The 14,401-nt window shown below is 67.2% G+C and carries 14 protein-coding genes; 12 read left to right on the plus strand and 2 right to left on the minus strand.

Annotated features, from left to right (window positions below):
* The first annotated feature begins 4 nt into the window (after window positions 1-4).
* Genes map through ACZ50N_RS09595 form a run of 3 tightly spaced genes read left to right on the plus strand, consistent with a single transcriptional unit; the run spans window position 5 to window position 2,166 of the window.
* Window positions 5-862, plus strand: a complete 858-nt coding sequence (map, locus tag ACZ50N_RS09585) for a type I methionyl aminopeptidase (protein WP_464475224.1) — start codon at window positions 5-7, stop codon at window positions 860-862.
* 20 nt (window positions 863-882) lie between these two features.
* Window positions 883-1,542 carry a hypothetical protein gene (locus ACZ50N_RS09590; RefSeq protein ID WP_464475225.1) on the plus strand — a complete coding sequence of 220 codons (660 nt, stop codon included), beginning with the start codon at window positions 883-885 and terminating at the stop codon, window positions 1,540-1,542.
* A 60-nt stretch (window positions 1,543-1,602) separates the two neighbouring features.
* On the plus strand, window positions 1,603-2,166 hold the full coding sequence (locus ACZ50N_RS09595; protein WP_073682365.1) for an alpha/beta fold hydrolase: 564 nt from the start codon (window positions 1,603-1,605) through the stop codon (window positions 2,164-2,166).
* Window positions 2,167-2,194: 28 nt separating this feature from the next.
* On the opposite strand, the gene ACZ50N_RS09600 is transcribed toward ACZ50N_RS09595, so the two are convergent.
* Both ACZ50N_RS09600 and ACZ50N_RS09605 read right to left on the minus strand, forming a co-directional pair.
* Window positions 2,195-2,962, minus strand: a complete 768-nt coding sequence (locus ACZ50N_RS09600) for an SDR family NAD(P)-dependent oxidoreductase (protein ID WP_464475226.1) — start codon at window positions 2,960-2,962, stop codon at window positions 2,195-2,197.
* Window positions 2,959-3,732, minus strand: a complete 774-nt coding sequence (locus ACZ50N_RS09605; RefSeq protein WP_464475227.1) for an IclR family transcriptional regulator — start codon at window positions 3,730-3,732, stop codon at window positions 2,959-2,961. The genes ACZ50N_RS09600 and ACZ50N_RS09605 overlap by 4 nt, the downstream gene beginning before the upstream one ends.
* 145 nt (window positions 3,733-3,877) lie before the next feature.
* Between ACZ50N_RS09605 and ACZ50N_RS09610 the strand changes: the two genes are divergently transcribed.
* The 9 genes from ACZ50N_RS09610 (at window position 3,878) to ACZ50N_RS09650 (ending at window position 14,394) form a co-directional block, all read left to right on the plus strand.
* The gene (locus ACZ50N_RS09610; protein WP_464475228.1) at window positions 3,878-4,840 is read left to right on the plus strand and encodes a hypothetical protein; all 963 of its coding nucleotides are present in this window, start codon (window positions 3,878-3,880) and stop codon (window positions 4,838-4,840) included.
* 21 nt (window positions 4,841-4,861) lie between these two features.
* Entirely contained in the window at window positions 4,862-5,797 is a 936-nt protein-coding gene (locus tag ACZ50N_RS09615) for an acetaldehyde dehydrogenase (acetylating) (protein WP_048425344.1), read from the plus strand.
* Window positions 5,794-6,810: a 4-hydroxy-2-oxovalerate aldolase gene (gene dmpG / locus ACZ50N_RS09620; RefSeq protein ID WP_201778427.1), complete on the plus strand. Its 1,017-nt coding sequence runs from the start codon at window positions 5,794-5,796 to the stop codon at window positions 6,808-6,810. Before ACZ50N_RS09615 ends, dmpG begins: the two co-directional genes overlap by 4 nt.
* 95 nt (window positions 6,811-6,905) lie before the next feature.
* Complete coding sequence (locus ACZ50N_RS09625) at window positions 6,906-8,459, plus strand: APC family permease (protein WP_464475229.1); 1,554 nt, start codon at window positions 6,906-6,908, stop codon at window positions 8,457-8,459.
* Between the two features lie 94 nt (window positions 8,460-8,553).
* Complete coding sequence (locus ACZ50N_RS09630; RefSeq protein ID WP_464468389.1) at window positions 8,554-9,126, plus strand: TetR/AcrR family transcriptional regulator; 573 nt, start codon at window positions 8,554-8,556, stop codon at window positions 9,124-9,126.
* Window positions 9,127-9,161: 35 nt separating this feature from the next.
* On the plus strand, window positions 9,162-10,598 hold the full coding sequence (locus tag ACZ50N_RS09635; RefSeq protein ID WP_464475230.1) for an aminobutyraldehyde dehydrogenase: 1,437 nt from the start codon (window positions 9,162-9,164) through the stop codon (window positions 10,596-10,598).
* 1 nt (window position 10,599) lies between these two features.
* Entirely contained in the window at window positions 10,600-10,926 is a 327-nt protein-coding gene (locus ACZ50N_RS09640) for a RedY/HapK family protein (protein ID WP_464475231.1), read from the plus strand.
* Between the two features lies 1 nt (window position 10,927).
* Entirely contained in the window at window positions 10,928-12,658 is a 1,731-nt protein-coding gene (locus ACZ50N_RS09645) for a phytoene desaturase family protein (RefSeq protein ID WP_464475232.1), read from the plus strand.
* Entirely contained in the window at window positions 12,655-14,394 is a 1,740-nt protein-coding gene (locus ACZ50N_RS09650; protein ID WP_464475233.1) for a dihydroxy-acid dehydratase, read from the plus strand. Before ACZ50N_RS09645 ends, ACZ50N_RS09650 begins: the two co-directional genes overlap by 4 nt.
* Window positions 14,395-14,401: the final 7 nt, after the last annotated feature.

Raw genomic sequence — 14,401 nt, forward strand, 5'->3', positions numbered from 1 at the left:
ACCCATGTCTGTTCGGACCGCCCTGCGTCCCGGTACCGTGTCGCCGACGCTTCCGGTGCCCGCCTCTGTGCCCCGTCCCGAGTACGTGTGGAAGCCCACGGCGAAAGAGGGCACCGAACCATGGGTGCAGACGCCCGAGGTGATCGAGAAGATGCGGGTGGCCGGCCGGATCGCCGCCGGTGCGCTCGCGGCCGCCGGTGAGGCCGTCGCGCCGGGGGTGACCACCGATCAGCTGGACCGGGTCGCCCACGAGTACATGGTCGACCACGGCGCCTATCCCTCGACGCTGGGTTACAAGGGCTATCCGAAGTCGTGCTGCACGTCGCTCAACGAGGTCATCTGCCACGGCATCCCGGATTCGACGGTGATCGAGGACGGCGACATCGTCAACATCGACGTCACCGCCTACATCGACGGGGTGCACGGCGACACGAACGCGACGTTCCTGGCCGGTGACGTCTCCGAGGAGCACCGCCTGCTGGTCGAGCGCACGCACGAGGCGACCATGCGTGCGATCAAGGCCGTCAAACCCGGTCGCGCCCTGTCGGTGGTCGGGCGGGTCATCGAGGCCTACGCGAATCGATTCGGCTACAACGTCGTTCGAGATTTCACCGGGCACGGCATCGGTACCACCTTCCACAACGGCCTCGTGGTGCTGCACTACGACCAACCGTCGGTGCAGACCGTGCTCGAGCCGGGCATGACGTTCACCATCGAACCGATGATGAACCTGGGCAGCCTGGACTACGAGATCTGGGACGACGACTGGACCGTGGCGACCACGGACAAGAAGTGGACCGCGCAGTTCGAGCACACCCTGGTGGTCACCGAGTCCGGCGCGGAGATCCTCACGCAGCTCTGAGCCGTCGGTAGCCTGATGCCATGATCAGGCGCGCCGCCCTCGCGACCGCTGTCGCGGTGCTCATCGGCGGCTGCGCACCGACGGTGTCCGGAACGGCGACGTGGCCGGGCGCGCGGCTGGACCGGGCCCTGCTCACGGCGGCCGATTTCCCGCCCGGCGTGCGCTACCAGCGGATCGAGAAGGAACCGGGCACCGCGGACGGGGCAGGCGGCCCGCCGCCGATGTTGTCCAAGCCGGAGGGGTGCACCGACGGTCTGACGAAAGACATCGCCGCCACCGCCCAGCGTGGGCCCGGGAGCGCCGCCGAGTACGTGGCGGCCTACAACGGAGCGCGCATGGTCATCACGGTGCTGACGTGGCCGCTGGATCTCGGCCGGCTGGCCGCCACCGCCGAGCGCTGCGCCTCGTTCGAGACGTTCTTCGCTCCCAGCGACCCCGGTATTCCGATGACCACCACCCGGCTGCAGACCGACCGCGCCGACGCGCTGGTCTACGAGCAGACCATGCACCTCTCCGGCGCCGACAGCACGGTCTACTTCTCCTTCGAGAACATCGGTGCCACAGCGGTTTTCGGTATCGCATTCCCGACCCGCGATCCGTCGATCCCGGTGGCGGGCACGCTGCCGCAGACCTTCCTGGACACGGTCGCGCGGCAGGCCGAACGCGCTGCGGCGGCATGACGCCTACGCAACCGTAGGAATCCGGCCCGCCGAATCGGCTGTGGACGGTAGCGTGGCGCAATGCCCGCTCCCATGATCACCGTCGACGGCGTCGGGGTGCCCGTCGAGGTCACCGGTCCCGAGAACGGTTCGGTCGTGGTGTTGCTCGGAGCCGCCCAGAAAGCACCTGCCGCCTACGAGGCCATCTGCCAGCGACTGCACACCGCGTCGCTGCGCACGGTCGTCATCGGGCCCGATCCGCGGCTCACCGCGAAGTCGGTGATCGACATCCTCGACAAACTCGACGTGCGCTGGGCCCTGCTGGTGGGGGACCGCCTCGGCGGTGAGCTGGCCTGGGAGTTGGCGGCGACGCGGCTGGATCGTTTCATCGGGCTCGTCGTCATCGATCGCGGGCACCCGCGGGTGCCCGATCTGGCGGGCGCAGTGCGTGACGATTCCTGCCCGCCGGTCGAACTCAACACCACCGCGCTGGTGAGCACCCCTGCGTCGCGCGCGGTGGCGAAGGCGAGCCAGCGGTTCGTCTACGGCGAGTACCGCATCGTTGACCTGCTGGGCCGGCGGCAGGCCGCCGACTCGACGGCCCAGCTCGCGGCTGAGATCGTGATGCGCACCAGCACCTGGTGACGCGCCAGCCCCGCCGGGTCGGTGCGGGTCACCGCGCGGTGTAGCCCCCGTCCACGGCGATCGTGGTCCCCGTCACGTATTCGGCGTCGTCCGAGGCGAGGTAAGCCACGGCGGCCGCCACATCCTGCGGAGTTGCCAAGCGTCGCAACGGGATATCGGCCAACACCTCGGCCTCGGTGCTCTCCCCGCCTGGAATGCGGGCGAGCCATTCGTCGTAGAGGGGAGTGCGCGTCATCCCCGGCGCGACATCGTTGACGCGAATTCCACGCGGAGCGAGTTCGATCGCCACCGAGCGCGTCAGTGCGTGAATCGCCCCCTTGGACGCCGCATAGATGCCCATCGTCGGCACGCCTACCGTGGCCAGCCGCGAGGTCACGTTGACCATCGCCCCGCCGGTGCGCATGACGCGTGCCGCGCTCTGCATCATCGCGACGGTCGAGAAGGTGTTGATCTCGAACACCTGCCGGACAGAGTCCATGGAGCTGGTCGCGAAGTCACCGGTGTGGTCGAGGCCCGCGTTGTTGACGAGCACGTCCAGCGCGCCGAAAGACTCCAGACACGCCCCTGCGAGCCGGTCGGCGGTACCAGGATCGGTGAGGTCGGCGGCAATGAACACTGTTCTCTCACCCAAGGATTCGACGAGCTCGCGTCCACGATCGTGGTCTCGGCCGGTGGCCAGGACCCGAGCGCCCTCGGCATGCAGCCGGTGCGCGATCGCCAGCCCGATGCCCGACGTCGCTCCGGTGACCAGTGCAGCCCTGCCGTCGAACCTGCCCGGCGCCTGCGCGGCCGTCACGGAAGCTTCTTGGCGATCTCCTGCGCTGCCGCGATCACCTGGGCGCCGGCATGCTCGAGGCTCTCAGGGGTCAACCGGTGCGTCAGGAAGCTGATGCTGAGCGCATAGCGGGACGGGCCGCCGTCGGAGGTCGGGATCGCCGCGGCCACGCACGTCAGTTCCTCCGCGGCCTCCTCCCGGTCGACCGCGAACCCCACCGTGCGGATCTCCTTGATCTCCGCGTCCATCTTCTTCATGGTCGTGATGGTGTGGGGCGTGAGCTCCGGAAGGCCTGCGGAGGCGACGATGTCGCGCCAGACACTGTCGGGCATGGTGGCCAGGAGAGCTTTCCCCAGCGCGGAGGCGTGCCAGGGATCGGACTGCCCGACATCGCTGACCTTCTTGACCGCGCGGCGACCCTCGACGACCTCGAGGATGACCACGCTGCGCTCCTTGTGCGCTGCGAAATTCACGGTCTCGTTGAACTCGTGCATCAACCGCTCCATGGTCGGCAGGACCGCGTCGGAGGGCACCTGGCCGGAGAATGCGCGCTGGCCGAGTCGGAACACCTCCCAGCCGAGCCGGTACTGGGTCGTGTTGAAACGCTCGATGTAACCCAGCGCCGCGAGGCTGTTCAGATACCGCAGCACCGTGGCCTCGTTGAGCTCGGTTCGACGCGAAATCTCGGTCAGATTACCGACATTCGCATCGGCGACCGCGCTGAGCACCCGGGCCGTGCGTTCGACGCCGATCAGGGTCGAGCTCTTCTCCGGACGTTCTTCGGTTTTCACCCAGTGAAGGTTACCAGCACAGAGTGCTGGGCCGGCCTGGGGCGCGTCCTGTTGACGAGGCGGTGGACCTGAGTTAGATTTCATTCAGCGCATAGATACTTCACTGAGTGAAAATAGCGCAATCACTGATCCCGAAGGAGATGCAATGCCCACCGCAGCCGACAGCCGCTCATCGAGGGTCGACGGGGCCGCCATCCTGGCGTCTCAAGGCCTTCTGTCGGCCGATGACTACTCGCTAGCCACGTCGACCAAGTCGTTCGACGACGGCGGGCAGTACCGTCTCGAAATCTCTGGCGTGGAACGTCTTTCGACGCTTGAGGTGATGCTGGACGAGGCCGCGAAGCAGGACGTCTTCATCCACCGCGTGATCGCCTTCGGTGGCGGCACCACGCTGCTGAACACCAGTGAACTCAGCGATGTGGCGGCGTTGGCCGCCGAGAATCACATCGAATTGATCGCCGTTCCCGGGCCGCGTACCGGGTGGGATCTCGGCCGCCAGGCGCTGAGCACCGAAGGGACGGCCGGTGGCCGCCGCGTCCGTGGTCTGGACAACGTGCGCTACTTGCTCGACGACTACTTGCGGATCTTCTCCACCGGCATCCGCGGCGTCCTGGTGTGGGACGAAGGAGTCCTCGACATCCTCAACAAGGCGCGCGACGCCGGGCACATCCCGGCGGACGCCACGTTCAAGATCTCGGTCTACGCGGGACACGCCAATCCCGCCTCGATCCGGATCCTCCAGGATCTCGGCGCAGACAGCGTGAACCCGGTGGGAGACCTGAGCCGCCCGATGCTCGCCGCCATCCGCCACGCGGTCGATGTGCCGCTGGACGTGTGGGCCGAGACGTTCGAATCGTTCGGCGGGATGAATCGGCTGTGGGAAGCCGGTGACATCGCCCGCGTCGCGGGTCCGGTCTACTTCAAGATCGAGCCGGGCGAATCCGAAGCCGTCATGTACAACGGCTGGGTGCGGCCCGAGTTCCACGAGGAGCTCATCCGCCACAAGGTCCGCCACGCTGCGATTCTCAACGAGCTCGCCCGCTCAAGCAGCCCCGACGTGGTCGTGTCCCCGCGGCCCCGTGCGGCCAGCCCTGCACTCGCCAACTGACACCGACGGCGACCAGTCACCATGAGATACCACGCCGCCGTGATCGGCTCCGGCAACATCGGCACCGACCTGATGCTCAAGTTGCGGAGATCGGCCGTGCTGGACATCACCGCGATGGTCGGCATCGACCCGGACAGTGACGGGCTGGCACGCGCGGCCGCCCTCGGTGTGCCGGTCACGGCGGATGGGGTGAGCGGTCTACTGGCCATGCCCGCCTTCGTCGACGTCGACGTCGTCTTCGACGCCACCAGTGCAGCGGCCCACCGCCACAACGACGCTGCGCTGCGCGGCACGGGTCGCCTGATGGTGGACCTCACCCCGGCGGCTATCGGCCCCTTCGTGGTACCCGCGGTGAACATGGCCGAGCTGACCGGGCAGCGCAACCTCAACATGGTGACCTGTGGTGGGCAGGCGACAGTTCCGATCGTCGCCGCGCTCTCGTCGGTGACCAGGGTGCACTACGCAGAGATCGTGGCCTCGATCTCCTCGCGGTCGGCGGGCCCGGGCACGCGCGCCAACATCGACGAGTTCACGCAGACCACCGCGCGGGCGATCGAGACGGTCGGCGGCGCGGCACGCGGAAAGGCGATCATCATCCTCAATCCCGCGGACCCGCCGATGATCATGCGTGACACCGTCAGCGCGTTGGTCTCGGCTGTCGACGAGACGGTGGTCGCCGGCGCGGTGGCAGACATGGTCGACGCGGTGGCTGAATACGTTCCCGGTTACCGGCTGCGTCAGGAGGTGCGGTATTCGGCTGTGGCGCAGCATGATCGGCGCCGACGGTTCGTCGACACGGCGGTCGACGTGGCCCAGGTGACGGTGTTCCTCGAGGTGGAGGGTGCCGGTGACTATCTGCCTGCCTTCGCGGGCAATCTCGACATCATGACCGCCGCCGCGGTTCGGGTGGCCGAGCAGGCGGTCATGGCGGGGCAGTCCGAAAGGGTTGCACGGTGACGACCGGCGGAACCACCGAGATCTACGTCCAGGACGTGACGTTGCGCGACGGCATGCACGCCGTCGGTCATTCGCTGAGCCTGTCCGACACCCGGCGCATCGCCCGCGCACTGGATCAGGCCGGTGTGGCCGCCATCGAGATCGCGCACGGCGACGGCCTGGCCGGCGGCAGCCTCACCTACGGGGCCGGGGCGCACGAGGACCGCGAGTGGATCGCGGCGGCCGCCAACGTCATCCGCAGCGCGCGGCTCACCACGCTGCTCATCCCCGGTATCGGCACGCTCGACGATCTGCGCGCTGCCGTCGACGTCGGAGTCACCTCGGTGCGGATCGCCACCCACTGCACCGAAGCCGACATCGCGCGCCAGCACATCTCCACCGCGCGCAGCCTGGGCCTCGACGTGGCGGGGTTCTTGATGATGGCGCACATGACCGATCCCGATCATCTTGCGGCGCAGGCCAAGATCATGGAGGAGGCCGGAGCGCTGTGCGTCTACGTCACCGACTCCGGTGGCCGACTCACGATGACCGAGATGCGCGACCGGGTTCGGGCGTACCGCGATGTGCTCGCGCCGACGACGACGATCGGCGTGCACGCTCATCACAACCTGGCGCTCGGTGTCGCCAATTCCGTTGTCGCCGTAGACGAAGGCGTGCACCGCGTGGATGCGTCCCTGACCGGTTTGGGAGCCGGTGCCGGGAACTGCCCGCTCGAAGTGTTCGTCGCGGTCGCCGAGCTCAACGGGTGGACGCACGGCTGCGACCTGTACTCGCTGATGGATGCCGCCGAGGATCTGGTGCGACCGCTGCAGAAGCGGCCCGTGCGGGTGGACCGGGAAACCCTCACCCTGGGGTATGCCGGGGTGTACTCGAGCTTTCTGCTGCATGCAGAGCGCGTCGCGGCCGAGGTCGGCATCGAGACGCGGGAGCTGCTCGTCGAAGCCGGCCGCCGTTCGATGGTGGGCGGTCAAGAAGACCTGCTCATCGATCTCGCACTGGATCTGAGGGGGTGAACAGTGATCTTCCGATGCGTTCGACCGTTCTCGGTTCGGCGCCTGGACACGTCGTGCCCTCTTCAGACATCGTGAATCACGAGAGACGGAACACCATGGAAAAACTTCCCACACTCACTCCACCCCCGCGGCGGCTCGGCTTGCGCCGGCCCGCCAACTCGGCAGCCGCCCACGCGGCCGGCAACCGACGCCTCAACCACGGGCTCAAGCAGAACAGCCTCGGGGTGCCGAGCATCTTCTTCTACATCATCGCCGCCGCATCGCCGCTGACTGTCGTCGTCGCGCTCTACCCGATCATCATCGGGGCAGGCAACGGGGTCGGCATGCCCGGTGCGTTCGTGATCGCGGCAATCGTGCTGATGATCTTCGCTGTCGGATACGTGGCGATGAGCCGTCACGTCACCAATGCCGGGGCGTTCTATGCCTACGTCACGCTGGGTTTGGGCCGGATCACCGGGCTGGGTTCGGCGTCGCTGGCCATCTTCGCCTACAACGCCATCCAGGCCGGCCTGTACGGGGGTTTCGGATACTACGCGAGTGAGCTGCTCAATCCTCTTTTGGGCGTGGCGATCCCATGGTGGATGTACGCGTTCGTGGGACTGCTCGCGTGTCTCGGACTGGGAGTGCAAGGGGTGCACTCCGGCGCCAAGGTGCTCGGCGTGTTCATGACCCTCGAGGTCACGATGATCACCGTGCTGAGCGTGTTCAGCCTGTTCGGCGGCAACGAGCCGGTCTCGCAGTTCTCCTTGGAGCCGTTCGCGCCCAGCGTCGTGTTCGGCGGCGCGCTCGGGGTGGCGTTGATGTTCGCCCACGCCTCGTTCATCGGCTTCGAGGGGTCGGCCATCTACGGCGAGGAGGCGCGCGACCCCGCGCGCACGATTCCCCGGGCCACCTATCTGTCGATCGCGTTCATGGGCACCCTCTACGCGATCTCCGGCTGGCTCATCATGAATGCGCTGGGCCTGGACAAGGTGGTCTCGATCGCCACGGACACCGGCGGCAACTTCATCTTCGCGGCCAGCGACACCATCATCGGCCACAACATCTCGGTGCTGTTCCAGGTCCTCATCGTCACCGCGACGTTCGCGGCGATCGTGACCTTCCACAACAACGTCTCGCGATACCTGTTCTCGCTGGGCCGCCAGGGCCTGGTGTGGAAGCCTCTGGGCTGGACGCTGCCGCGCCGTCAGACGCCGTGGGTCGCGTCGATCGTCCAGAGCGTGATGGTCGGCATCGTCATCATCGCGTTCGCCGTCGCCGGCCTCGACCCGTTCGCCACCCTGTTCACCTGGGCCACGGGCATCGGCACCATCGGAGTGATCTTCTCCCAGCTCGTCGCCGGCGTGGCGATCTTCGTGTTCTTCCGGAGATCCGATGTCGACAAGCGGCGGTGGAACACCGTGATCGCGCCGATCCTGGCGGTCATCGGGCTGAGTGCTTTCTTCGTCTTGACGTTGAACAGCCTCGACATCCTGCTGGGTGTGCAGGGCGTGGTGGCGGCGGTCATGGTCTCGCTGGTGTTTGTCGCGCTGTTCGCCGGGATGGCCTACGGCGCCTACCTGCGGTTCGTCGCACCGGAGAAATACGAGCTCGTCGGAAAAGCGCTCAACGAACGTGAATTGGACGAACCCGCCCCTGAGGCGATGTAGGTCGATCTTCGAAGAAGGCGCGCGCGGCTGGGCATTGATAGGTACGTTTGTCCTTATCGATACGTACGGCTGTTCTTTACGGAAGGGCGAGCAGATGGCTCCCGGTACCCGGCGCGCGCGCCGACACGACCCCGACAGAAAGGAACGCATCGTGGAGGCGGCGTTGGCAGTCCTGGCCCGTGACGGGGTCGCCGGTATCACCCACCGTGCCATCGGCGAGGCCGCCGACGTCCCGCTCGGCTCCATCACCTACCACTTCGCCACCCTCGACGACATCGTCAACCAGGCCTTTTCGGTACACGTCGAGAAGCTCGCGACGCGCTTCGAAGATCGACTCGCCTCATGTGATGCGGGCGACGACCTCATCGAGTGCATCGTCTCGGCAGTCACCGACGACCTGGCCGCCAATCCGAACGAACTCGCGGTCACCTACGAGCTCTACGGCGACGCGGTGCGACGGTCCGACAACAAACGCATCACCCAGCGATGGATGGAGCGTGCAGAAGACGCCCTGTCCCAGCACTACGACCGGGCCACCGCACGGCTGCTCGACGTGGTCATCGAAGGCGTGATGGTGCACATGTCCATCGCCGCTCAGCCGATGTCCAAGGACGCGGTGCGTTCCCTGCTGACCACAGCCGCCAACGCCGGCGCCGCTGACAACTGAATCCTTTGTTCGCTTCCCGAGAATTGGAGTACGACATGACTTTTCACAACACGATGTTCATCGACGGAGAGTGGGCCCCGTCGTCGAGCGGCGCGGTCGATCAGGTGCCCGCACCCGCCACCGGCGAGGCGTTCGCCGAGATCGCCCACGGAACCGTCGACGACGTCGACCGCGCAGTGGCCGCCGCCCACGCGGCGTTCGGAAACTGGGCACGTACGCCGGCAGGCGAACGTGCCAGAGCCTTCCTCAAGCTCGCCGACCGCATCGAAGAAGACGCCCGCACACTCGCCGAGATCGAGTCGCGCAATGTCGGCAAGCCGATCGGGTTGGCCTTGGAAGAAATGGAGATGATCCCTGATCACCTGCGATTCTTCGCCGGGGCCGCCCGGACGATGGAGGGCCGCGCGGCGGGGGAGTTCGTGCCGGGCAAGACCAGCATCATCCGGCGGGATCCGCTCGGCGTCGTCGGCTCGGTCGCGCCGTGGAACTACCCGCTGCTGATGGCGATCTGGAAGATCTCGCCGGCGCTGCTGACGGGGAACACGTTGGTGCTCAAACCTTCTGAGCACACGCCCTTCTCCGTGCTGCGCCTGGCCGAGCTGGCCGCCGATCTGTTCCCGGCCGGGGTGTTCAATGTCGTCACCGGGGACGGCGAGGATGTCGGCGCGCGACTGGTCGCCCACCCGCTGGTGCGGATGTCGTCACTGACCGGGTCCGTCGACACCGGCCGGGCACTGATGCGCGCCTCGGCGGACACCAACCTCAAACGGCTACACCTCGAACTCGGCGGAAAGGCGCCGGTGCTGGTGTACCCCGATGCCGACATCCCGCTGACGGTGGCCAAGATCATGGAAGGGGCGTTCTGCAACTCCGGACAGGACTGCATGGCGGCGTCGCGGGTCTACGTGCACGACTCGGTACACGATGAACTGGTCTCCGGACTCGAAAAAGCGGTAAAGGCTTTGGATCTCGGCGACATCGCCGACGAGAACACCGCGATGGGACCGGTGATCACCGCGGAGCACCGGGACCGCGTCGAGGGCTTCGTCGAGCGCGCGAAGCAGAGCGGCCACACCGAGCTGATCCAGGGCGACAACCCCGGCACCGGCTTCTACACCGCGCCCACGGTGGTCGTCGGGGCGCGCCAGGGTGACGAGATCGTGCGTAACGAGGTGTTCGGTCCGGTCACCTCGGTGACCCGGTTCGGCGACAGCGACAACGTCGTGGCCTGGGCCAACGACACCGAATACGGCCTGGCCGCTTCGGTGTTCACCCAGGACATCGGTCGAGCCATGACGGCCTCGAGCGAGCTGCAGTTCGGCACGGTGTGGGTCAACGACCACCTGCCGGTGACGCCGGAGATGCCGCACGGCGGATTCAAGCAGTCCGGTAACGGCAAGGACATGTCGGTCTACGCACTCGAGGAGTACACCGAGATCAAGCACGTGATGATCAATCGCGAAAGCGCCTGACATGGCGGTCAGCGCGATCAATATGTTCCGGCTGCGGCCCGGGGTGGCGCTGGCCGAGTTCGAGCGGTTCTCCGCCGAACTCGACCGGCCGGTCTGCCTCGCCTTCGACGTGGTGCTCTCGTTCGACGTCTTCTTCGTCGACGATCCCGGGCCCGGCGGGGCCGACGTCATCGAGGTCATGACAGTGACGTCATGGCCGGGGTGGCAACAGCTTCTCGCCCAAGCGCCCGAACTCGAACCCGTGTTGGCGCGGTTCGGCGAGCTCGTCGACCCCGACAGCGTCACCACCATTCTCACCCGTCCTTCCGCACTACCCCAGGAGATCTGACATGCCCGACAACACCGGGCCGGACTACAACGCCGTGATCATCGGCGCCGGCCACAACGGACTGGTCACCGCCAACTACCTGGCCCGCGCAGGCAAGCGCGTCCTGGTCCTCGAAGCCCGCGAGGTGGTCGGCGGTGCCTGCGTCACCGAGGAATTGATCCCGGGCTCGAAATGGTCGTCGTGCGCGTTCATCGCCGGCCTGCTGCGGCCCGAGATCATCGCCGAACTGGAACTGGCGAAGTACGGTCTGGACCTGTATCAGGGAGATGCGCTGTCGTACAGCCTGTTCCGCGATGGCACGTCCTTCACGATGTGGAAGGAGACCGACCGGACCCTTCGCGAACTCGAGAAGATCAACAAGAAGGACGCCCAGGCGTTCCTCGACTTCGGGGTGCGGCTGCAGCGGTTCGCCGGACTGGTGACGCCCTATCTGCTCCAGCCCCCACCCGAGCGCTCCGAAGTGTTCGCCGCGTTCGAGGCTGCGGGGGAGCAGACGCTGTTCGACGAGTTCACCCTGCTGTCGGTACGGGATCTGCTCGACCGCTACTTCGAGGACGAGCGACTCAAGAGCATGCTGACGTTCTTCGGGATGGTGTCCATCTTCGGCGGACCGTCGACACCCGGCACCGCCTACACCTACGGGCACCACTCGTGGGGTGAGTTCAACGGCAACTTCGGGCAGTTCGGCCTCGCGCGTGGCGGCATGGGGGCGATCAGCGAGGCGCTCGCGGCGGGGGCACGCGCTCACGGAGCGAAGATCCGGACCTCGGCTCCGGTCGACACCGTCATCGTCGAACGTGGGGTGGCCACTGGAGTGCGGTTGGCCGACGGCTCGATTGTGACCGCAGCGCAGGTGTTCTCGAACGCCGACCCGAAACGCTCGTTGCTGACGCTTCTCGAACGCGGCGTGTTGCCGGCGCGACTGGTGCGAGACGTGGAGAACATCGACACACGCGGCTCGATGGCCCGAATCCACCTGCTGATCGACGAACTGCCGCAGTATCTTCCGTTCGCCGACGCCTCCGAGGGTCCGCAGCACCACGGGCATCAACTGCTCGGTCCCAGCCGCGAGGCGTTCGAGGAAGCCTACGAGGCGCAACGGCGCGGCACCTTCCCGAGCACCTTCGTCATCGAGGCCGTCACCCAGTCGGTGACCGACGATTCGCTGGCGCCGCGGGGACTGCACACCATGACGCTCGGCATCCAGCAGCTCCCGTCGGAGCTCACCGGCACCACCTGGGCTGCGGAGAAGGAGAAGTGGGCCGACCTCGTGCTGGAGGATCTGTTCACCTATGCGCCGAACCTGCGCGAGCACATCCTGGACCGGGTGATCATCACCCCCGACGACCTCGACAACGAGTACTTGATCACCGACGGCAACATCTTCCACGGATCGATGATGCTCGACCAGTTGTTCGGTGCCCGACCGCTGCCAGAGCTCGCGAATTACCGGACACCGGTGCGCAATTACTATCTGTGCGGCTCCGGCACGCACCCCGGCGGCGGGGTGATGGGCGCCAACGGCCACAACGCCGCGAAGGTGGCGCTCGCCGACGCCGCGGGGGTTCCGGTAGCCGCGGGCCGGGCCCCGGTCAGCGCCGCCCGGGTGCCCTGGCAGCAGCGGATGGTGGGCACGTTGATGTCCACGCGACCGGGCCGCTGGGTGGGTTATCGGGCCGCGCGTCAACCCGCCCTGCGCAAGATCACCGCGTACGCCGCACGCGTCCGATGACTCTGCGCAGCGCCAAATGGTTCGCCGGGCAGAACGTCCCGGGCTTCGTCCACCGGTCCGCCATGCGGGCATCAGGGTTCTCCCGGATGGCATTCGAAGGCAGGCCGATCGTCGGGATCTGCAATTCGTGGTCCGAAGTCGTGAACTGCAACATGCACTTTCGCGGTCTCGCCGATTCAGTGCGGCGTGGAGTGCTGGCGGCGGGCGGCTTCCCCCTCGAATTCCCGACGATGTCACTCGGCGAACAGTTGATGAAGCCGACGACGATGCTGTTCCGGAACCTGATGGCGATGGACGTCGAGGAGTCGATCCGCGCGTACCCCTTCGACGCGGTGGTGCTGCTGGGCGGGTGTGACAAGACGGTGCCCGCACAGCTGATGGGCGCGGCGAGTGCGGACGTGCCGGCCATCGTGCTGACCGGCGGGCCCGCCGCACCCGCGGTGTTCCGTGGCAAGCAGCTCGGCGTGGGCACCGATCTGTGGGAGTACATCGACGACGTCCGGGCCGGACGCATGTCGATGACGGACTACGAGCGTCTGGAGGCGGCCGCCGGTCCGTCGCGAGGCCACTGCCCGGAGATGGGCACGGCATCGACGATGGCCACCATCGTCGAAGGGCTCGGCATGACTCTGCCAGGCGCTGCGGCGGTGCCCGCGATGGACTCGCGGCGCATGCAGGTCGCGGAGGAGGTGGGCGCCCGCGCGGTCGGTTTGGCCGCCGAGGGGGTGCGACCGTCGCACGTGCTCACCGCCGACGCCTTCGACAACGCCATCACGCTGATGCTGGCGGTCGGTGGCTCGACCAACGCGATCGTGCACCTGCTCGCCATCGCCGGGCGCGCCGGAGTGCCCTTGACCCTCGACCGATTCCACGAGTTGTCCGCCCGCACACCGCTGTTGGTGAACGTGCGACCGGCCGGGGAGCACCTCGTGGAACACGTGTTCCACGCAGGCGGTATCCCCGCGGTGATGAAGTCGCTGGAATCGTTGCTGCACACCGATGCACTGACCGTCACGGGCAAGACCGTCGCCGACAACCTGCCCGCACAGCCGGTCGCCGACACCGCGGTGATCACCTCACTGGACCGGCCCTTCCAGCCGCCCCAGGGCCTCGCCGTGGTACGCGGCAACCTCGCCCCGAACGGTGCGGTCATCAAATGCGCTGCCGCGAGCCCCGATCTGCTGGTCCACCAGGGTCCGGCCGTGGTGTTCGAGAACATGCGGGACCTGTTGGCCCGCTTCGACGATCCCGACCTGGACGTCACCGCCGACTCCGTGCTGGTGCTGCGCAGCGCTGGGCCGCGCGGCGCACCGGGCATGCCCGAATGGGGCCAGCTACCGATCCCGAGCAAGCTGCTCCGCCAGGGGGTGACGGACATGGTGCGGATCTCCGATGCGCGGATGAGTGGAACCGCTTACGGCACCTGCGTGCTCCACATCAGCCCGGAGTCGGCGGCGGGCGGTCCGCTGGGGCTGGTGCGCGACGGCGACCTCATCTCCCTGGACGCTCACGCAGGCGTGCTGAACGTCGAGTTGACCGACGCCGAACTGGCCGAACGTCGCGCGGCACTGGACCAGACACCACCGGTGCGGCACCACCGCGGTTACGCGGCGATGTACGTCGACCGTGTGCTGCAGGCCGACCGCGGCTGCGACTTCGACTTCCTAGTCGGCCGGTCCGAACATCCCGAGAACGAACCCGACGCCGTCTTCGACGGCTGGGTGGGCGGTTGGTGAGCCGAGC

The sequence above is a fragment of the Mycolicibacterium obuense genome, from assembly GCF_055397605.1.